The sequence below is a fragment of the Campylobacter sp. VBCF_04 NA7 genome (assembly GCF_027737405.1).
Classification (GTDB): domain Bacteria; phylum Campylobacterota; class Campylobacteria; order Campylobacterales; family Campylobacteraceae; genus Campylobacter_B.
The window spans coordinates 173,543-193,604 of sequence record NZ_JAOVTT010000002.1 but is presented as its reverse complement, the minus strand read 5'-3'; the positions used below and the strand labels follow the sequence as shown (position 1 = coordinate 193,604).

Sequence of the window (20,062 nt, the reverse complement as noted above, 5' to 3'; positions counted from 1 at the left end):
TTTACCTACTTAAAATTTGTTTTATATGTTCGTAAATTTTATAGTTAAATGCGTCGATTGCACGCGATTTTGACAAATTTGAGCTACTATTTTGATAGGTCAAATTCGTAGTATAATCCTGCCAAGCTTTGCCCTCTTTCACACTGATTAGCAAGCCAACCTGCGCATCATAGAGCCTCTCTGGGATATCATCATACCATGGATCATAAAACATCGGAAATCCCATACCTACGCCCCAGTGGCTGTGTCTATGACCTCTGCCACCACCAAAACCAAAGCCAAAACTAAACCTAGGTCTTGCATAATAATCCCCACCAACGCTTAGCAAGCGAAAATAATTAATATTTCCTCCAACCTTAATCGTGGCGTCTTTTTCGTTTTTTACTACCACAAATCCGTCTTTTACCAGATACTCGCTCACAGCCGAGGTTAGATTTAAATCACTCGTGCTGGTATTTGTAAAACTCACGCTGATGAATTTTTTCTCTGGCATTTTGGTGATAAAAATCGGCTCGCTCGTGCGCACAATCCCGCTATTTACCGGCGCTTTTGCGCAACCTGTAAAAAACGCAAAAATACAAATCGTAAAAACGCTTAAAATTTTAATTTTCATCAAATTTCTCCGAAAAAATTTCAGAGATTGTAGCAAATTTAGGATTAAGAATTTATAGAATTAAGAAATTTTGGGAGATTTCTCTCCCAAAATTTTATAAATTTGTGCCCCGAGTAAGCACGCGTTTGCGATAAACTTCCGAAACTTTCGTGCTATCGCCGACTAAAAGCGCATTTGTGCAACAAATCGCTGCGCACATTGGCACCTTGCCCTCGGCTATGCGGTTTTGGCCGTATTTGTGAAGCTCGGCACTAGAAAATGTCTCTTCTGGACCACCTGCGCACATTGTGCATTTATCCATTGCGCCTTTTATGCCAAAAGCTCCGTCTCGTGGGAACTGCGGCGCACCAAACGGACACGCATACAAGCAATATCCACAACCGATACATTTATCTTTGTCATGCAAGACAATTCCGTCAGCCCTGATATAAAAGCACTGCACCGGACAAACCTGCGCACAAGGCGCATCTGTGCAGTGCTGACATGCGATCGAGCTAGCCACTTCCTTGCCAGGAACGCCCTCATTTAGGATTAAAACCTTGCGTCTATTAATGCCCACAGGGACTTCGTGCGCATTAGAGCAGGCCACTTGGCAGCCGTAGCATGCGATACATCTTTGGACATCTACATAAAATTTCATTCTTCCCATTATCTACTCCTTACGCTTTTTCCAAACGGCAAAGTCCGGCGTTAAATTCCGAAATTTGCGTATTTATATCAAAGCCGTAATTCGTGATAGTGTTCGAACTCTCGCCGATGACATAAGGTTTTGCGCCCTCTGGATAGCGCGAGCTTAGATCCACGCCCTGCATAATTCCAGCGAAGTTATACGGAAGCACTATGCGATCTGGCGTAACAGAGTGCGAATATATACATTTGACCTTGATTTTCGTGCCTTGTGGCGAGTGTATCCACATCATCGCCCCGTCAGCTATACCATAATCTGCTGCTAGTTTTGGATTGACATGGGCAAACATCTCTGGCGTGATTGCTGCAAGGTATTTGCTAGTGCGCTCTAACATACCAGCACCGCTTAAATTTACAAGTCTCATCGAACTCATAATCGTAGGGAAATCCTTGCTCCAATCCTGCTTTTTCTGCTCGCTGATAAATTTAACCTCAACACGGAAATTTTTAGCCTGATCGTCAAATGTAGGATATTTTTCAACCAAATCCCAGCGCGGAGAGTGCAACGGCTCTCTGTGTTTAGGGATAGGATCGGCAAACTCCCAAACTTTCGCCCTAGCCCTTGCGTTTCCACAAGGACAAATTCCAAATTCACGCGCTTTTTGGTTGATGATTCCGCTATAATCATCACTCCAACTAGGCCCCATTTTCGCCTTTTCTTCCTCGCTAAGCGTGATTCCTAGCATTTCTTCGATATTATCTTTTAGCAAATGCGCATGTCCGCCAGAAATTTTCGCTCCCGGCAAAGTTATGCCCTCGCCTGCTAGCTGTGAAACGCCGTCGTGCTCTAAACCAAAGCGATTTCTAAATCCCATACCGCCCTTTTCATAAGGTTTGCTTAAATCATACAAAATAGGCGTGCCTGGGTGCTTAATGTCCCAGCAAGGCCACGGAAGTCCGAAGTATTCGCCCTCTACCTCGCCACCAATTCCCATTAGTGTATCAGGATCGAAAAATTCCCAGTTTCTTTGGTGGCGTCTTAATCTCTCGGCAGTTCTACCTTGTGCGCCGATACTATGACCACACCTTGCGATCTCGTTTGTAGCGTCATCTGGCCAGACAAAAGGCTCGTTATCGGCTTTTACCTGCTTGATCTCGCCATTTACGACTTCCATTTTCATACCGCGAGTGTATTCATCATAAAAGCCAAATTTTTTAGCGAACATAAACATTACTTCGTGGTCTTCCTTGCTCTCATAGATTGGTTTGATGACCTGAGTGCGCCACTGACCAGTTCTGTTTGTAGCCTGCAAATGCCCCTCTGTCTCAAACTGCGTGCAAGTTGGAAGGACATAAATGCCGTCCTTTCTATCGCTTAAAATCGCAACTTCGTTTAAGAAAGGCTCAGCTACGACGAGCATATCTAGCTTATCAACAGCTTGTTGAATTTTAGTCAAATGCGCCATAGAGGTGATTCCTGTGCCCTGAACCCAAAGCACGCGTAAATTTCCGCTTGAATATGTTTTTTCCTCTTTTAACACGCCTTGCCACCATTTAGAGAGCGAATAGCCTTTTTCGTTGCGCCAAGTTATCTCTTTCTCGGCGTTTGGATCGACATGGAAATACTCATCAAAATTTGTTCCAGCAACTTTTCCGCCTTGTTTTGGCTCTTTAATGGTCGTAGCGAAGCGTTTGACAAATGTATCAAAATCCACGCCCCAGCCCTTGCAGTAGTGTTTCCACGCCGCATCACCTAATCCATAATACATAGATAAGGTATCAGCCAAACAACCCATATCGGTTGAACCTTGAACATTATCGTGACCGCGAATAATATTCGTTCCACCGCCCGGTTTGCCCATATTTCCTAAAACTAATTGCAAAATCGAAAGAATTCTAGTATTTGAGCTACCCACAGAGTGCTGAGTGATACCAAGAGCCCAAATCAGCGTAGCTGGCTTGGTCGTAGCAAACATTTTTGTAAATTCAAGCAACTCTTCGACCTTACAGCCTGTAACATTTACTGTCTCTTCTGGTGTCCATTTTTCAGCCTCTGCGCGAATTTCATCAATTGCGTAAGATTGATTTGCGATGACATCTTTATCTTCCCAGCCATTTTTGAAAATCAGATGAAGCATACCATAGACAAATGCAATATCTGTGCCAGGGCGGATTCTGATATACATATCAGCCTTGGCCGCAGTTCTAGTAAATGCGGGATCTACAACGACGATTTTTGCACCATTTCTATCTTTGGCTTGCAGAGCATGTTTCATACCACCAACTGGGTTTGCCACGGCTGAATTTGCACCGATGAAAAGTATCATTTTTGAGTTTGCTGCCATATCACCGAAGTGATTTGTCATAGCGCCATAACCCCATGTATTCGCCACACCGGCGACTGTTGCGCTATGTCAAATTCTAGCAACATGGTCTATATTATTAGAACCCCAAAATGCTGCAAATTTTCTAAAATAAAATGCCTGTTCGTTGCAAAATTTAGCTGAACCTAGAAATTCTACGCTATCTGGACCATCTTCTTTTCGCACTTCTAGCATTTTTGCTGAAATTTCATCAACTGCTTGCTCCCAGCTTATGCGTTCCCATTTGCCACCAACTTTTTTAAGTGGGTATTTTAAACGCATTTTTGACTTGGTTAAATCGATTTGATCGATTCCCTTACAGCAATGGCTTCCCTGCGAAATCGGGTGATCTACCGCCATGTCTTGGCGAATCCAAGTGTTTGTGCTCTCATCGACCTGTGCGATGATACCGCACCCTGCCGAACAAATCGAGCAAACCGTCTTTTTATAAACCGAATTTGGAAAAGGGTTTTTAATCTCTTGCTCCGTCGCCTCGCGAAGTGTGTCGTTAGCTCCAAACGCACTTACGCTAGCACCGCCCAAAGCAGCGAGTTTTAAAAACGACCTTCTGCCGATCGTATTTTCACTCATAATCTACTCCTAATACGCTACTTTGTAGTATTTTTGCCACGCTTCACTTTCAAAGTAAAGCACCTCTTTTTTTGGTGATTTTCCGCGAACTGTGTTTGGTTGGGGAGTGTCTTTATCACCGTTTGCACTAGCTACGCTAGCAGCTATACCTACGGCACCGACGGCGCCGACTTTTAGAGATTTTTTGAGGAAATCTCTGCGTTTGCTTTGCATAATCTCTCCTTCAAAAGGAAATTTTATTTTAATCTTTGTCGTAACGCCTGCTACATATCTTAAAATAGCTGATATTAACGAAAAGTTAATAATAAAGCGGTTAAAAATAAAATTATAATTTAAGATTAATTTTATTTTAAGAAAGGCTAAAATTCGGCGAATTTAGCCAAAATTTTAGCGAATTTACTCGTCAAATTCGAAATTGTGCTTCGCGTTTTTGAAATTTCCGCGATAAAGCTTAGCATTAATTGATTCTTTGGCGATATTTTTATCTTTTTGCGGTTTTGGCAGAGCCAAAAGCGAACGCTCCAAAGCAAAAAAACTCTCCATAATCCCAGCCAACGCCCTAAAAAATTTCGAACTCTTATGCTCTTTTAAAAGCCCCATAAAATGGTCGCAAAACTCATTTATCACGCTTGCAAAAAGCTCGGTTGAAAGGAAAATATTTCCATTTTGCGCCTCCGCCTCATCGCGCAAAAGCGAAGATTGCAGATAAAAAATAAATCCCACGAAATCCTCGCTATCCTTGCAAAGCTCGCTGTTACGGCGAAATTTGCTCTTTTTAAGGGTGTTTGTAATGAGGATTTTCATCCTGCCCTCGTCCCTGCCCTCATCGTAAAAACTAGCCGTCGTCGGGACATTGACAAAGGAAAAATCAAACAAAACATCGTTTTGCTCGCGCCTAAACTCCTCAAAACTAAAATTTTGCAAAATTTCAAAATTCTTAGCGTCCGCTTCGCTAATCGGCGATGATTTTAGAAATTCGAGTTGCTCTTTCCACAGGCTAAATTTAGCCCCGTTTTCGTAGAAAAAAAACGGAATTGCGAAAAATTCATAATAATACGACCTAGCCTTAATCAAATTTAAATCCATTTTCAAATCTCCTCTTGCATTTGCTTTAAAATCATAATTTTCGCCTTGCAATCAGCGCAACAAAACAGCGTTTTTGCCTTATCTGCGTCGTCTGCGAAGTGTGCGCTCATCAAATTTGCGATTTTCATAATCGCCTTTTTTGTGGCAAATTTTTTGCCACACTCGATACACTCAAACAGCTCGTCGCGGGCTAAAATTTGATACTCGAAAAACTCTTTTTTAAGCTCTACGCCACATAAATCAAGCGCCATAGTATCTTTTTCGGCGCAACTTAGCACGCAGTAATCGCACCCCACGCAAAGCGAAGCGTTAAATTTGAGCGAATTATCGCTTTTATCGGCAAAAAGTGCGCCTGTGTTGCACGCACCCGCGCACGATAGGCACAGCGTGCAGGTTTGCTCGTTTATGCTGATTTTAGCGTGGCTTTGCGACGAGCCGTTTGCAATCACGCCGTAATCGCCCTCGCCCACCATAAATGCCATGCGAGATGAGAAAATTTCAATTTTGCTTAAATTTGTCTCATTTAGGCTAAATTTCCATTTTTGCCCGCTTTTAGCCAAATTTAGCGCAGTTTTTAGCTGAGCTTCATTGCTAGCCACAAACACTCCCTGCACGCCATAAATCGCCATTGTCGCGCTATTTATGAGACTTATCGCATCTTTTGTGGCTTCGCAAATCTCGCCCTCAAAAAGCACGATTTGCGAGCCTGTTTCTTGCATTATGCTAAGCAAAAAAATCTCATCAAGCTGAAATTTAGCAAAAATTCCAAATGGAAGCACATCGCAGGGCAAACTCACGCCCGAAATCTCGCCAAAGCTCGCCTCATGGGCAAGAAGTGGAATTTTGCCAGCGTAGAGTTTCGCCATTTGGCTAATCGCGATTGGTGGCTGTTTTGCCGAGCTAATCGCGCCTGTGGGGCAGATACTCACACACCTACCACAGGCTATGCAATCAATATGCGAAATTTCGAGCTTGCGATTTTGCTCATCTTTCAAAAGTGCCACGCTAGGGCAAACCTCCACGCATTTGGCGCACAGCTCCTCACGCCTGCCCTCGTATTGACAGAGGTTTGCGTTAAATGAAATGTTGTTTTTGTAAGTGTAAATCGGCGATTTTTCGGATACGAGAGCTAGAATTTCATCATCATTTAACCCTGCGATTTCATAGCAACCACTTTGGCGAAGTTGATAGCTTTTTGCATTTTCTACTAGGAAAAAATCGGCCTCTACCTCGTATTCATCGGTGCAGTTTAGCACGCTTACACTCAAATCCCCAATCCCACCATAGACAAATTTTACCTCAGCGTGCCTTAGGCAAATCACCTTAAATCCAGCGTTTTTGAGCGCATTTACACTGCTTTTGCGCTCATTATCGCTTACGAAAATTATATTTTTTCCCACTGGTTTTTGATAGGCATTATCCGCGCCATAATCAAACATCACCGCCTTTGCTTCGTATAAAATTTCGACATTTCTAGCGATTTGAAGCATTTCATCGTTTGTGGAATTTATATAAAAATTTATCTCTGGCGCGTAAATTTCAGCCTTTAAGCTAGGCGAATTTGCCACGACAAAGTGTCTGTCGCTATCAGCGCAAACCTCTATGCTATCGCCTAAAATGGCCTCTTTTACGCCCACTGGGCTAAATCCGTATTCGCTCATTTTCTATCCTAAAAACAAAATTCGCATTTTTTACACTCATTTTCTAAACAATCGTTAAATGTAAATTTAAACTAAACATAAGTTAAATTTGTAATTTTTTTGGCATGTTAAATTTTAATAAAAATAGTGATAAAAATGGTCCGTAAAAACAAAATTTATAGGATTTTTTAAATGCAAATCAAACTTCCCAAAGTCGATAAAATCGCAAATAGCGCGGAATTTCACGGACTTTTGAAGCCTGTGGTTTTACGAATCGCAAAAGAGGTCATAAACGAATTTAGAACCAGCCTAGTAAATGGCGAAAATTCGTGCGCTAGCGAAGAGCAAATCATCGCGCAAATCAAATCTCGCTACGAAAAATTCGCAAATCTCGCACTTCGTCCGCTCATCAACGCAACCGGCGTCGTGCTTCACACCAATCTCGGTCGTAGCGTGATTTCGCCTGAAATTTTATCTCGCGCGCAGGGGGCGATTTGCGCCTATTCTAACCTCGAATTCGACCTAGATAGCGGGACGCGCGCCAATCGCTACGATTATACTAGCGCGCTTTTGGCTGAGCTTTTTGGCTGCGAGAGCGCACTTGTGGTAAATAACAACGCAGCGGCTGTGTTTTTGGTGCTAAATACCTTTGCTAGGGGGCGCGAAGTCGTGGTAAGCCGTGGCGAGCTAGTCGAAATCGGCGGGAGTTTTAGGGTAAGCGAAGTCATGGCGAACTCTGGGGCGATTTTGCGTGAGATTGGCACCACGAATAAGACTAAAATTTCGGATTATCAAAACGCCATAAACGAAAATACGGCAGTTTTGATGAAAATTCATCGTTCAAATTTTGAAATTTCAGGTTTCACGCAAAGTGTGGAAATAAGCGAAATTTCGCGTTTAGCAAAATTTGCGAGCGAGAAAAAGGCTGAATTTTACGAGAAAAAAGAGCTGGAATTTAAAATTTGCGAAGAGGAAAAATTTAACGAAATCATTGATTATTACGATCTTGGAAGCGGGAGCGTAAATGATTTAGGCTCAAATTTAGCTAAAAACGAGCCAAAAATTGGCGAAATTTTAGCCTCTGGGGCTAGGCTGATTAGTTTTAGCGGGGATAAACTTTTTGGAAGCGTGCAGTGTGGAATTATACTAGGCGAGAAATCATTAATCCAAAAACTGCGCAAAAATCAGCTTTTGCGCATGCTTCGCGCTGATAAAATCACACTTGCGATTTTAAACGAAACGATTAAGGCTTACATTAACAAAGAATTTTCGCTAATTCCTACGATTGATCAAATTCATCTGCCCCTTAGCGAGCTTGAAAAGCGCGCCAAGGCTGTTTTGGACGCGCTAAAAAACACCAAATTTCAAGCAAGCCTTATTCGCACAAAAACCTTTGTGGGTGGCGGGAGTCTGCCTTGCAAAAACTACGATAGCGTTGCTTTGGTGCTTAGCCAAAACGCTAGCCCAGAGGAAATTTCGGCGAAATTTAGGGCGCGTGGGATTATCGGGCGCATTGAAAATGATAAATTTTTGCTTGATTTTCGCGCCATTTTAAAGCACGATTTACAAAAACTAATAAAAATTTTAAAGGAAATGTATGAATAGCGTCATAATCGGCACAGCAGGGCATATCGATCATGGCAAAACCGCACTCATAAAGGCGCTAAATGGCGTCGATGGCGACAGATTAGCAAGCGAGATTGAGCGCGGAATCACGATTGATTTAAGCTTTTCAAATTTAAAATCAAAAAACGCAAATATCGCATTTATCGATGTTCCGGGACACGAAAATTTAGTAAAAACCATGATTAGTGGGGCGTATGCGTTTGATTGCGCGCTTTTAATCGTCGCTAGTGATGACGGGCTAATGCCCCAAAGCAGGGAGCATATCGAAATTTTATCGCTTTTAGATGTAAAAAGCGTGATTTTGTGTATCACAAAGTGCGATCTCACGGACTCTGCGCGCCAAAACGAAGTTAAAAAAGAGTGCGAGGAATTTATAAGTAAATTTTCAAATTTGCAAATTTTAAACACATTTTTCCTAAGCGCAAAGACAAATTTAGGCATTGATGAGCTTAAATCTTATCTATTTAACATAAAGCCAAAACCGCGCAAAAATGGGGGAATTTTGCACTATTATATAGATAGAATTTTCACTTTAAAGGGCATTGGCACGGTGGTAACTGGCTCGCTTATTAGCGGGGCGATTTCGCGTGGCGAAAAGCTTCTTTGCGCAGATTGTGGCAAAATTTTAACCGCCAAAAGCCTGCAAATACACGATACCGACACGCAGGTTGCGTATGCGCCAAACCGCGTAGCAATCGCGCTTGATGCTAAAACTAGCGAGTTAGAGCGAGGCTATATCCTCACTAAAAAGGGCTTTTTTAGGGGATTTAACGAAGCCGATACGCTCTTTCGTGGCAAAATAGCGCATGGGGAGGATGTGAGCTTTTGTGTGGGCTCAAAGCAAACGCCGGCAAAAGCGCGCATTATCAAAGAGCTTGATAGCGGCGAATTTTTGATAAATTTCAAATTTGAAAAAACTATGTTTTTGAAATTTGACGAGCCATTTGTCTGCTTGGCAAACTCTCGCGTGTGTGGTGGCGGAAGGGTGCTAAATGCGGTCATCGAGCCACTAAAAAAGGCAAACAAGGCAGAGTTTTTAACAGCACTTTTGCACAAAAATTTCAAAAAAGCCTTTGAAATTTTAAGCAGATTTCACCGCCACGGATTTGGGCTGTTTTCGGCGTATCAGAGATTTGATATGGATTATGATAGCGCAAAAGCGATCGCTAAGACGATACCAAATACATATTTTGACGAAGCGACCCTGTGCGTGTATGATAATAGCGCGATTGGCGATATCAAAGAGCTGATTAAATTTATCATAGACAAAAACCCGCACGCTGTATTTTCCCCAACCTCAATCGCCCTAAAACTCTCTTGGGCTAGCGAAAGCTTAGCCTCCCTCGTGCTTAGCGAGCTAGAAACAGCCGGCGCGATAGAAAAAACTGGTGGCGTGTATATCAAAAAAGGGGCGAATTTACAGGATTTAAAACAGAGCTTGGAGGGCAAAATTTTTGACATCATCAAAAAAGGCGGAATCGCCCCGCTCGCGCCATATAATATCTACGAAATGCTCGATATCGACCGCGTCAGTGGCGATGACGCTCTGAAAAAACTGACATATTCTAAAAAGGTAGTTCGCCTAGCGCACAATCTCTTTGTGGAGGCTGGCAATTTAAGCCAGATTATCAAAAAGCTTTATGATTTGATAAAAGAAGCTGGTTTTGCCGATGTGGCAAATGTCAAAGAGAGGCTAAATTTAAGCAGGAAATTTGCGATTTCTTACCTAGAATACCTCGATAATCTAGGCGATATCATCACAATCGATAATAAACGCTACTTAAAAAAATAAGTTATTTACAAATTTTGGCTAAAATCGTTGGATTTTTTAAAAAAGGAAGAAAATGAAAAAAGTTTTACTTTTCTCGCTTGCGGGCGCGCTAAGCCTAAATGCCGCGCTTAGCGATAGCGAAATTTTATCTATGTATGGCGGTTTGCCAGCAAATTTAAAAATCAGCGTGGCTGAGCGTATGCCAGTAGAAGGGCTAAAAGATATCCAAGCTGTGATTTTGAAAATTTCAAATGGCGAAATTTCACAAGAAGAGGTGATTTTCACTAGTGGAGATTTGGTTTTAATGGATGTGATCGACCCTAAAAAACAGATTCTTTACAAAGATCAAATCAAACAATCTAGACTTTCAAAAGGTGTAGCAAGCGTCTATAAAAGCGAAAGCAAAGACAATATCATTACCCTTGGAAATGACCCTAAAAAGCCAACCTTGCTAATGCTAACTGACGCTGAGTGTCCGTTTTGTCGTAGAGAGCTAGCCGAAATCGAGCGAACGCTTAAAAGCAACAATGTCGAGATCGTAATGACATCAGTGCATGGAGATAGCGGTCATGCCAAATCAGCGCTGATTTACAAAGAGGTCAAATCAGCCAAAACTGACGCCGAAAAAATCGCTGTTTTGCGCAAATACTATGCCGAAGATAACAAAGCAAACGCTTCAAGCGTAAGCCCAGAGGAGCTAAAAAGCGCAAAAGCTATCGCCGATAAATACTTCTCATCTGGCCTAAATTCAGTGCCATTTATCATCGAAACTTCGAAATTAAAATAAATTTCAAAATTTATACTTCAAATTCCGCGCTAAATTTACGAATTTAGCGTGGGGTAAACTTCATTAAAATTTAAATTTTGGAAATTTTAAAATTTCCAAAATTTTTGGTAAGTTATTTAGATTTTTTTGTAGAATTTGCAAGGTTTAGGTTGCGATCTATTATGCGGACATTTGCGTTAGAGCGGATTCTATCGTTAAATTCCTCGACCATTTTTTTGCGTTTGTTTGTCACATAGGCCTCGATTGCCTTTTCTTGCACACTTTCGAAATCAGCCGTTTGCACGCCCTTTTTATCATTGACATAAAACATCTCATATCCGTTTGCCGTAGGGATAACTGGCGAAAATTTACCCTTATCCACGCTAGTTACGATATATTTTAGCCCAGCGTCCATTTGATTGGCTTTTAGCGTGCCACGCATTACATATACATTTCCTGGTCGTGCGTTTGGATTGCGTTTGATTGGATTAAGAGCGCTTTCAGTTTTGGCGATATAGCGAGTTAGCGTAATGCTATCAAAGGTCGTGAATAAAGAGGGATTTTGCTCGTAAAATCTGCGCACATTTTGTGGCGTTACGGTGCGTTGCACATCGGCAAAAAGTGGCCCATAGAGCTTTTCTTCTAAAATTCCGCGACGCACATTTTCTCTAAACGCCTCTTCTGACATTTTTTGCTGTTTTAGCGCCTTTTGCAGCTGTTCTAGGCTGAGCTTGTTCTGCTCGGCAATCATTTTTATGCGGTTATCTATTTCGGCTGGGCTTACGGTGATTCCTCTGCGCTTAATCTCAGAATCTTGCAATTTTTGCTTGATTAAAATTTCCATTGCAGCTTGCGGGCTGGCACCTGTGGCCTTTTGGACTCTGGCTAATTCGTAATTTGTAATCGGCTCGTTTTCTACGACAGCTACGACGCTATTTACGACATTTGCGTTTAACGCGCCAAAACCTAAAAGTGCAACAACGGCTAGTTTTTTTATCATTTTCAACCTTTATTTAGTCTTTTTGCTTTATAATCCCACGATTATAACATTAAAAAGTAAAATTTTAAAAAGGAAATTTATGATTGTAACTCGTTTCGCACCAAGCCCGACAGGGTATTTGCACATCGGCGGATTAAGAACCGCGCTGTTTTCATACCTATACGCAAGAGCAAATAACGGCAAATTTTTGCTTCGCATTGAAGATACGGATTTAAAAAGAAATTCAGTAGAGGCTGCAAAGGCTATCGAAGAGGCGTTTAAATGGTGCAGTCTAGACTACGACGGCGAAATCGTCTATCAAAGCTCACGATTTGATTTATACAAAGAATATGTCCAAAAGCTCCTTGATGAGGGCAAAGCATATAAATGCTATATGAGCAAGGCTGAGCTAGACGCACTAAGAGCCGAGCAAGAAGCCAGAAAAGAGCGCCCAAAATACGATAATAGGTATCGCGATTTCACAGGCACTCCACCAGTTGGTATCGAGCCAGTAATCCGCATAAAATCGCCACTTGACGGCACGATTGAGTTTAGCGACGGCATTAAAGGCGATATGAAATTTGAAGCCAAAGACATTTTAGACGATTTTATCATCGCTAGAAGCGACGGCACGCCAACTTATAATTTCACGGTCGTCATAGATGACGCGCTAATGGGCGTTACAGACATCATCAGAGGCGACGATCACCTATCAAACACCCCAAAACAAATCGTGCTTTATAACGCACTTGGCTTTAAAGTGCCTAAATTTTACCATGTTGCTATGATAAATGGCTCTGACGGCTCAAAACTCTCTAAACGCCACGGCGCGACAGATGTCATGGAATACAAAAAAATGGGCTATTTGCCACAAGCTCTGCTAAATTTCTTAGTCCGCCTTGGCTGGTCGCATGGGGACGATGAAATTTTTAGCATGGACGATATGAAAAAACTCTTTAATCCTAATAATATCGGCAAAAGTGCAAGCACATTTAACCAAACCAAACTTGATTGGCTAAATGCGCATTACATTAAAAATTTAAGCGTTACAGAAGCCTGCGCCCACCTGCTAGAATTTGGCGTAGATATAGTCCAGCACCCTAAAAAAGAGCTTATCATTGATCAATACAAAGAGAGGGCAAAAACCCTAGCCGAAATGGCGAACGGAATCGCAACCTTAATCAATCCTTTAAAAATTTATGATGAAAAAGCGTATAAAAAGTTTATCAACGAAAATTCGATAGCCTTACTCGCAAAATTCCAAGAAATTTTAACCTCAAATTTCGTTGCAAGCGAAATCGAGGCGAAGACAATGGAATTTTTGGAGGCAAACGAAGTGAAGCTAAAAGATTTAGCCCAACCTTTGCGAGTCGCCATAACAGGAACGAGCGTAAGTCCGTCGATATTTGAGATGATTGAAATTTTAGGTAGCGACGAGGTTAAAGCTAGAATTTCTAGCTTATTACAGAAAGGAATTTAAATGGCACAAAATGATTTGAAAGAAAGGGCATTAGAGTATCATATCGGCGGAAAAATCGGCATAAATGTCAAAACCCCATGCGCTAAACCAGAGGATTTGACCCTAGCATACACACCGGGTGTGGCCGAGCCTTGCAAGGTGATTGAGGCCGATAATGAGCTAGCATACAAATACACCAACAAATCAAATCTTGTCGCAGTTATCACAAACGGAACGGCCGTTTTGGGGCTAGGAGATATAGGTGCAATCGCAGGAAAGCCAGTAATGGAGGGAAAAGCGGTTTTGTTTAAAAAATTTGCTGGCGTAGATGCCTTTGATATCGAGATCAACGAAACAGACCCTAAAAAAATAGTCGAAATTTGCAAGGCTATCTCGCCGACATTTGGTGGAATAAATTTAGAGGATATCAAAGCTCCTGAGTGCTTTGAGATCGAAAAAGAGCTACAAAATGCCGTCGATATCCCTGTCATGCACGATGATCAGCACGGCACAGCGATGATTACAGGTGCTGGATTAATCAACGCAGCCTACATCAGTGGCAAAAAAATCGAAGATATGAAAATCGTAGTATCTGGTGCTGGCGCAGCAGGTATTGCGTGCGCGAAACTCTATAAAAGTCTTGGCGCAAAAAATGTAATTATGCTCGATTCAAAGGGCGTGATTCATACTGGCAGAAATGATTTAAACCCGCAAAAAATGGAATTTGCTATCGACACAAACGATAGAAGCCTAGCAGATGCGATGAGGGGGGCGGATATGTTTCTTGGCCTTAGCAAACCGGGCGTCGTAACAGCCGAAATGGTAAAATCAATGGCGCCAACGCCGATAATCTTCGCTCTGGCTAACCCTGTGCCTGAAATCTACCCAGATGAGGTACATGCCGTGAGGGACGATGCAATCGTAGGCACTGGTAGAAGCGACTTTGCTAATCAAATCAACAATGTTTTGGGTTTCCCTTACATTTTCCGTGGTGCGCTAGATGTAAGAGCTAAAAAAATCACCGAAAATATGAAACTAGCCGCTTCTCGCGCTATGGCGGAGCTAGCCCGTGAGCCAATCCACCCAGATGTGCTAAAAATGCTAGGCAAGCCTGATTTAAAATTTGGACGAGATTATGTCATACCAAATCCATTTGATCCGCGCGTATTTGCTATCATTTCAGCCGCTGTGGCAAAGGCTGCGATCGATGATGGCGTCGCGAGAGTAAGCAATTTCGATTTCGAGGCTTACAAAAAATCTTTACAATCAAAATAATCGAAATTTCCCGTTTTCGGGAAATTTCAAAATTTAAGGTATCAAAAAAATGCAAAATTTCGAAAATTCATCAAATTTAGCCCTACTTACTGACTTTTATCAACTCACAATGATGCAAGGATATTTTTTCTTAAAACCGCGTGAAGTCGCAGTTTTTGATATGTATTACCGCAAAAACCCATGTGGTGGCGGTTATGCGATATTTTGTGGTATGAGCGAAGTGGTGGATTATATAGAGAATTTGCATTTTAGCAGTGATGATATAGAGTATTTGCGCTCGCTTGGGAGTTTTAAGGACGAATTTTTAACCTACCTTGAAAATTTCAAATTTAGTGGCGAAATTTACGCTGTCGATGAGGGCGAGGTCGTATTTCCACACGAGCCACTAATCCGCGTCAAAGCAAATATCATCGAGGCACAGTTAATCGAAACTGCGATTTTAAACACCATAAATTTCCAAACCCTAATCGCTACCAAAAGCTCGCGCATAAATTTCAGCGCAGGAGAGGGTAGCGTAATGGAGTTTGGGCTTCGCAGAGCGCAGGATAAAAGTGCTGCGATTTTTGGTGCAAAGGCCGCTATAATCGGCGGTTGCGTGGCTACCTCAAATGTTTTAGCTGCCAAAATTTTTGACATACCAGCTATCGGCACGCACTCTCATGCGTGGATTGGAAGCTTTCCTAGCGAAATCGAGGCCTTTCGCGCTTACGCCAAAATTTACCCAGACTCCGCGCTTTTGCTCGTCGATACCTACGATACGCTAAATTCTGGCGTGCCAAATGCGATTAAGGTTTTTGAAGAACTTCGCGAGCAAGGCCACAAACCGCTTGGAATCCGCATTGATTCTGGCGATTTGGAGTATCTGACCAAACAATCTCGCAAAATGCTTGATAACGCTGGATTTAAGGACGCCAAAATAACAGCCAGCAACGATTTGGACGAATACGCGATCGATCAGCTCAAACTTTTCGACGCTAAAATTGATAGCTGGGGCATTGGCACGAGATTAATCACAGGTGGCGATAGTTCAAGCCTTGGCGGCGTTTATAAGCTAAGCGGTATCGAAAAAGAGGGCGAAATTTTGCCAAAGATTAAAATTTCAAACGACCCACGCAAGATAAACAACCCCGGCTACAAGCAGTTTTTCAGGCTCTATGACAAAGATAGTGGCATGGCGCTAGCGGATTTAATCACGCTTGAAAATGAAAGTATCGACGAGAGCGCACCACTTGAAATCTTCCACCCACTCTACACTTACAAGCGCAAAAAACTCGAAAATTTCAGCGCAAAGGCTATGTTAAAGCCCGTGTTTGTCCATGGCAAATTTGTCGGCGAGAAAAAATCCGTCATGCAAATCGCCGAATTTTCGCGCAAGGCTAAGGCAAAATTTTGGTGCGAATACCTGCGAAATATCCACCCGCAAACCTACAAAGTAGATTTATCGGCTAAGCTTTGGGAGACGCGAAAATCGCTGATTGATGAAATCAATGCAAATTTAGGCAAATCGTAGAAAATAGTAAATTTTTATTTACTTTTAAAATAAAAATTTTGACTATAATTGCGCGTTTGCAAGATTTCTTGCGTAAAATTTCATTTTAAAAGGATAGAAAATGAGCAAAATTCTCTCATGCGCGGCTGCGCTTTTACTTTTGGCAGGTTGCGCCTCAAAGCAGCTTCGCCAATCCCCAGAGGACGCGATTAATGAGCAAAACCACACCACAGCGACCGCCAAAATGGAAGTGCTAAATTTCAAAACCGAAAATGGCAAAAAACTAAGCCTAGCTTCAAACGATTTGTTTGACACAGCGGTTTTAACTGACAGCGAGGGCAAAACTCACAACCTAACTCGCCAACGCTCAGCTAGCGGAATTTACATGGAAAATGACAAAGGTGTCAGTATCCACTTCAAAGAGGGCGGCGAGGGTATAGTCGAGTTTAGCAAATACAACTCGCTCTCAATCTCACAAGTCAATTAATCCAAATTTTGCCACCTCCTTGGTGGCAAAATTTATTAGTTTTATTAATTTTAAAATTTTAACTTTTTCTTACAAAAATAGTAATATAATTTACGAATTTTAAAATAGGAATATGGATGCGATTTGGCAAGATAGATTATTTAAATTTACTCCCTTTTCATGTGTATTTAAAATCTCTACCTTTGCCAGCGCATACCAAAAAATTCATAGAGCTCAAAAAAGGCGTCCCTAGCAAGCTCTGTCGCGATTTGCGCGCAATGCGTGTCGATGCGGCCGTGATTTCTAGCATAGAATCCCGCCACAAAAAATACTCCACCCACCCTCTTGGCATAGTCGCCCAAAAAAAGGTAAAAAGCGTGCTCGTGCGTAAAAACACCACCCCACGCCTAGATCCAGCCTCGATGAGCTCAAATATGCTCTCGCGAATTTTAGGCATTAGTGGCGAGGTCATCATCGGCGATAACGCTCTGCGCGCGATTTTATCGCAAGGGGAAGAGAAATTTTACGATTTGGGCGAAATTTGGCACAAAAACACAAATTTGCCATTTGTTTTTGGAATTTTATGCTCGGTTAAAAATCACGAAATTTACGCCAAACTTACCGAGGCGTTTTTACGCACTAAGGTCAAAATCCCGCAATATATCCTCATCAAATACGCTAGAAGCAGAGGAATTGCTGAAAAAGACATCTTAGAATACCTCCAACTCATAAGCTACAAAGTCGGCGCGCGCGAGAGGCGCGCACTTAAAATTTTCCTAAAAAAAGCAAGCAAATTTAATTATAAACCAATTTAAGGAGGAGATATGAACAGTTATGTGGCAGGGTTGTTAAACAACCTTAAAGAGCAAAATCCGGGCGAAGAAGTTTTTATACAAGCAGCGACTGAAATTTTTAACTCTCTTGCTCCCCTAATCGAGCGCGAAGAAAAATACACAAAACACAGAATTTTAGAGCGAATCACCGTGCCAGAGAGAAGCCTAAGCTTTCGCGTAGTCTATACAAACGATCGTGGCGAGCCTTGCGTGCATACGGGATACCGCGTCGAGTTTAACTCAGCACTTGGCCCATACAAAGGCGGTCTTAGATTTCACCCTAGCGTAAATATGGGTGTTTTGAAATTTTTAGGTTTCGAGCAAATTTTCAAAAATTCACTCACAGGCGTTAATATCGGCGGCGGCAAAGGTGGCGCAAATTTCGATCCAAAAGGCAAAAGCGACGGCGAGATTATGAGATTTTGCCAAGCATTTATGTTAGAACTTCACAGACTTATTAGCGAAAATACAGATGTCCCAGCCGGCGATATCGGCGTGGGTGGTAGAGAGATCGGCTATATGTATGGCGCATACAAAAAAATCACTCGCAGATTTGATGGCGCACTTACTGGCAAAGGCCTAGCATGGGGCGGAAGCCTAGCTCGCATGCAAGCCACAGGATACGGCTCAGTGTATTTCGCACAAGAAATGCTAGCTAAAAAAGGCGAAGGGCTTCGTGGCAAAATCTGCGCAATATCTGGCGCAGGAAATGTCGCAATCTACACAGTCGAAAAACTATATCAATTAGAGGCAAAACCAGTTACTATTAGCGATTCTACCGGCTTTATCTACGATCCAGATGGCATTGATTTAGCTCTACTTAAAAAGCTAAAAGAGGAGCTTAGAGTAGGACTAGCTGAATACACCAAAGAGCGCAAAAACGCTAAATTTACCCCAGTTAGTGAGTATCCAGAGGGCAGAAATGGTGTATGGAGCGTCAAATGCGACGCAGCCTTCCCAAGCGCTACACAAAACGAGCTAAGCTTAGAGGACGCAAAAACCCTATACGCAAACGGATGTCGCCTTGTATGCGAGGGGGCAAACATGCCTAGCACGCTAGCTGCGATTGATTTTATGCTAAGCCAAAAAGACTTTTTATTTGGCCCTGCAAAGGCAGCAAATGCTGGTGGCGTGGCGACAAGTGGCTTAGAGATGATGCAAAACGCTCAACTTGAATCATGGAGTTTCGAGGAGGTCGATGGCAGGTTACACGAGATTATGAGGCATATCTTCCGCACTAGCTATGAAACCTCGAAAGAATTCGGCGATGAGGGCAACTTAGTTCTTGGCTCAAATATCGCAGGTTTCCGCAAAGTAGCCGATGCAATGATAGATCAAGGCTATGTTTAATAGCTAAATTTCGCTAGGATTTCCCTAGCGAAATTTTAAAATTTAATGCTCAATTTTATTGCTTAAAAGTGTAGCGATAGATTTCGTGCGTTCGTTCGAATTTAGCGCGATTTGTATGCTCATAGTAAGTGGCACAGCCAAAAACATACCCCCCACACCAAAGACAAATCCCCAAAGAAGAAGACCGCCTAGCACGCTTAGTGTCGAAAGCCCCAACCCCTCGCCCATAAATCTAGGCTCGATGATATTTCCGATGACGACATTTATGATGAGATAGATCGCCACGACCCAAATACTCACGCTTAAATCCATTGTCGCCAAGGTTACAAAAAGCGTCGGAAAAACGGCGATTATAGAGCCGATTGTAGGGATATAATTTAGCATAAAGGCTACAATCCCCCAAAGTGCTGCATACGGCACGCCAAGTAGCCACAGACAAAGCCCGATTAGCGCGCCTGTCGTGGCGCTTGAAATCGTTTTGATAAGTAGATATTTTTTCAGGCTTGGGGCAAATTTTTTCATAAATTTATGCATACCGCGGTTGCGAGCGGAAAAATATTTGATTTTCGCATCAATTACCGAGCTTTCAAAGACCATGAAAGAGACCAAAATAAAGACAAAAAACCCGGTGCTTACAATTCCGCCTGTTTTTTTCGCCACAGCTGTCGCGCGAGATACCATTTCAGAGGGCTCAGCACCGAGGCTAGCTAGATCAAAATCAATGCCGTAATTATTCAGCCTCTCTTGCGCGCCACCTAGGACCTGGTTAAATTTCGCCCCCAGCTCTGGTAACTGCGCCGAAAACTCTCTAACCGCCTTAAATACGATATCGCCCATAAATCCCATAACGCCAAGAAATCCCAAAACCACGATCAAAAAGCTAAACAATCGCCCAACGCGCAGTTTTTGGATAGATAGCATTAGTGGCGAAATCAAAACCGTGATAAAAATCGCTAGCAAAAACGGCACGATAATCGAGCCAGCAGCTTTAAGTCCTGCTATGATTATCACCACGCAAGCAGCCGAGATTAGGGACATTTGAAGTTTCATTGTAATCCTAAATTTTGAAATTTGTTCTATATTTTAATAAAAATTTGTAAATTTTAGATTTTTTGCAAAGTGGAATTT

Annotated in this window: 17 protein-coding genes; 9 read left to right on the top strand and 8 right to left on the bottom strand. The window is 42.3% G+C overall.

Features of this window, described 5'->3' with window-relative positions; translation table 11 throughout:
- Position 1: 1 nt before the first annotated feature.
- The 6 genes from OFO00_RS02745 to OFO00_RS02720 form a co-directional block, all read right to left on the bottom strand.
- The gene (locus tag OFO00_RS02745; protein WP_270864787.1) at positions 2 to 613 is read right to left on the bottom strand and encodes a hypothetical protein; all 612 of its coding nucleotides are present in this window, start codon (positions 611 to 613) and stop codon (positions 2 to 4) included.
- 94 nt (positions 614 to 707) lie between these two features.
- Positions 708 to 1,262 carry a formate dehydrogenase FDH3 subunit beta gene (fdh3B, locus tag OFO00_RS02740; protein ID WP_270862929.1) on the bottom strand — a complete coding sequence of 185 codons (555 nt, stop codon included), beginning with the start codon at positions 1,260 to 1,262 and terminating at the stop codon, positions 708 to 710.
- Between the two features lie 10 nt (positions 1,263 to 1,272).
- On the bottom strand, positions 1,273 to 4,194 hold the full coding sequence (locus OFO00_RS02735; protein WP_270864786.1) for a formate dehydrogenase subunit alpha: 2,922 nt from the start codon (positions 4,192 to 4,194) through the stop codon (positions 1,273 to 1,275).
- Between the two features lie 9 nt (positions 4,195 to 4,203).
- Positions 4,204 to 4,407, bottom strand: coding sequence for a twin-arginine translocation signal domain-containing protein (locus tag OFO00_RS02730; protein WP_270864785.1), 204 nt, complete (start codon positions 4,405 to 4,407; stop codon positions 4,204 to 4,206).
- Between the two features lie 183 nt (positions 4,408 to 4,590).
- The gene (locus OFO00_RS02725; RefSeq protein WP_270858458.1) at positions 4,591 to 5,280 is read right to left on the bottom strand and encodes a hypothetical protein; all 690 of its coding nucleotides are present in this window, start codon (positions 5,278 to 5,280) and stop codon (positions 4,591 to 4,593) included.
- A gap of 2 nt (positions 5,281 to 5,282) precedes the next feature.
- The gene (locus tag OFO00_RS02720) at positions 5,283 to 6,941 is read right to left on the bottom strand and encodes a 4Fe-4S binding protein (protein WP_270864784.1); all 1,659 of its coding nucleotides are present in this window, start codon (positions 6,939 to 6,941) and stop codon (positions 5,283 to 5,285) included.
- A gap of 171 nt (positions 6,942 to 7,112) precedes the next feature.
- Between OFO00_RS02720 and selA the strand changes: the two genes are divergently transcribed.
- The 3 genes from selA to OFO00_RS02705 are packed head-to-tail and all read left to right on the top strand — an operon-like array spanning position 7,113 to position 11,104.
- Positions 7,113 to 8,525, top strand: coding sequence for an L-seryl-tRNA(Sec) selenium transferase (gene selA / locus OFO00_RS02715; protein WP_270864783.1), 1,413 nt, complete (start codon positions 7,113 to 7,115; stop codon positions 8,523 to 8,525).
- Positions 8,518 to 10,338, top strand: coding sequence for a selenocysteine-specific translation elongation factor (gene selB, locus OFO00_RS02710; RefSeq protein ID WP_270864782.1), 1,821 nt, complete (start codon positions 8,518 to 8,520; stop codon positions 10,336 to 10,338). Before selA ends, selB begins: the two co-directional genes overlap by 8 nt.
- Before the next feature lie 52 nt (positions 10,339 to 10,390).
- Positions 10,391 to 11,104: a histidine kinase gene (locus OFO00_RS02705; protein ID WP_270858462.1), complete on the top strand. Its 714-nt coding sequence runs from the start codon at positions 10,391 to 10,393 to the stop codon at positions 11,102 to 11,104.
- A gap of 112 nt (positions 11,105 to 11,216) precedes the next feature.
- On the opposite strand, the gene OFO00_RS02700 is transcribed toward OFO00_RS02705, so the two are convergent.
- A complete protein-coding gene (locus tag OFO00_RS02700) occupies positions 11,217 to 12,083 on the bottom strand; it encodes a SurA N-terminal domain-containing protein (RefSeq protein WP_270864781.1) in 867 nt (288 codons plus the stop codon).
- Positions 12,084 to 12,162: 79 nt separating this feature from the next.
- Here OFO00_RS02700 and gltX point away from each other — a divergent pair, with 79 nt between their 5' ends.
- From gltX to gdhA, 6 genes are all read left to right on the top strand, one after another.
- Positions 12,163 to 13,542 (top strand): glutamate--tRNA ligase, encoded by a 1,380-nt coding sequence (gltX, locus tag OFO00_RS02695; protein WP_270858464.1) that lies wholly within the window; start codon positions 12,163 to 12,165, stop codon positions 13,540 to 13,542.
- Complete coding sequence (locus OFO00_RS02690; RefSeq protein WP_270864780.1) at positions 13,543 to 14,796, top strand: malic enzyme-like NAD(P)-binding protein; 1,254 nt, start codon at positions 13,543 to 13,545, stop codon at positions 14,794 to 14,796.
- A 49-nt stretch (positions 14,797 to 14,845) separates the two neighbouring features.
- Entirely contained in the window at positions 14,846 to 16,306 is a 1,461-nt protein-coding gene (locus OFO00_RS02685) for a nicotinate phosphoribosyltransferase (protein ID WP_270864779.1), read from the top strand.
- A gap of 100 nt (positions 16,307 to 16,406) precedes the next feature.
- Positions 16,407 to 16,772, top strand: a complete 366-nt coding sequence (locus OFO00_RS02680; RefSeq protein WP_270864778.1) for a hypothetical protein — start codon at positions 16,407 to 16,409, stop codon at positions 16,770 to 16,772.
- Positions 16,773 to 16,888: 116 nt separating this feature from the next.
- Entirely contained in the window at positions 16,889 to 17,566 is a 678-nt protein-coding gene (locus tag OFO00_RS02675; protein ID WP_270864777.1) for an MqnA/MqnD/SBP family protein, read from the top strand.
- Positions 17,567 to 17,575: 9 nt separating this feature from the next.
- Complete coding sequence (gene gdhA / locus OFO00_RS02670) at positions 17,576 to 18,934, top strand: NADP-specific glutamate dehydrogenase (RefSeq protein ID WP_270864776.1); 1,359 nt, start codon at positions 17,576 to 17,578, stop codon at positions 18,932 to 18,934.
- 42 nt (positions 18,935 to 18,976) lie between these two features.
- Here gdhA and OFO00_RS02665 read toward each other — a convergent pair whose 3' ends face one another.
- Positions 18,977 to 19,984, bottom strand: coding sequence for an AI-2E family transporter (locus OFO00_RS02665; RefSeq protein WP_270864775.1), 1,008 nt, complete (start codon positions 19,982 to 19,984; stop codon positions 18,977 to 18,979).
- Positions 19,985 to 20,062: the final 78 nt, after the last annotated feature.

Bases quoted from the DNA above. Each gene is read 5' to 3' on its own strand.
- OFO00_RS02700 (WP_270864781.1), bottom strand. From the start codon at position 12,083: ATGATAAAAAAACTAGCCGTTGTTGCACTTTTAGGTTTTGGCGCGTTA.
- fdh3B (WP_270862929.1), bottom strand. From the start codon at position 1,262: ATGGGAAGAATGAAATTTTATGTAGATGTCCAAAGATGTATCGCATGC.
- gdhA (WP_270864776.1), top strand. From the start codon at position 17,576: ATGAACAGTTATGTGGCAGGGTTGTTAAACAACCTTAAAGAGCAAAAT.
- OFO00_RS02680 (WP_270864778.1), top strand. From the start codon at position 16,407: ATGAGCAAAATTCTCTCATGCGCGGCTGCGCTTTTACTTTTGGCAGGT.
- selA (WP_270864783.1), top strand. From the start codon at position 7,113: ATGCAAATCAAACTTCCCAAAGTCGATAAAATCGCAAATAGCGCGGAA.
- OFO00_RS02705 (WP_270858462.1), top strand. From the start codon at position 10,391: ATGAAAAAAGTTTTACTTTTCTCGCTTGCGGGCGCGCTAAGCCTAAAT.
- OFO00_RS02690 (WP_270864780.1), top strand. From the start codon at position 13,543: ATGGCACAAAATGATTTGAAAGAAAGGGCATTAGAGTATCATATCGGC.
- OFO00_RS02730 (WP_270864785.1), bottom strand. From the start codon at position 4,407: ATGCAAAGCAAACGCAGAGATTTCCTCAAAAAATCTCTAAAAGTCGGC.
- OFO00_RS02720 (WP_270864784.1), bottom strand. From the start codon at position 6,941: ATGAGCGAATACGGATTTAGCCCAGTGGGCGTAAAAGAGGCCATTTTA.
- OFO00_RS02675 (WP_270864777.1), top strand. From the start codon at position 16,889: ATGCGATTTGGCAAGATAGATTATTTAAATTTACTCCCTTTTCATGTG.
- OFO00_RS02665 (WP_270864775.1), bottom strand. From the start codon at position 19,984: ATGAAACTTCAAATGTCCCTAATCTCGGCTGCTTGCGTGGTGATAATC.
- selB (WP_270864782.1), top strand. From the start codon at position 8,518: ATGAATAGCGTCATAATCGGCACAGCAGGGCATATCGATCATGGCAAA.
- OFO00_RS02745 (WP_270864787.1), bottom strand. From the start codon at position 613: ATGAAAATTAAAATTTTAAGCGTTTTTACGATTTGTATTTTTGCGTTT.
- OFO00_RS02685 (WP_270864779.1), top strand. From the start codon at position 14,846: ATGCAAAATTTCGAAAATTCATCAAATTTAGCCCTACTTACTGACTTT.
- OFO00_RS02725 (WP_270858458.1), bottom strand. From the start codon at position 5,280: ATGGATTTAAATTTGATTAAGGCTAGGTCGTATTATTATGAATTTTTC.
- gltX (WP_270858464.1), top strand. From the start codon at position 12,163: ATGATTGTAACTCGTTTCGCACCAAGCCCGACAGGGTATTTGCACATC.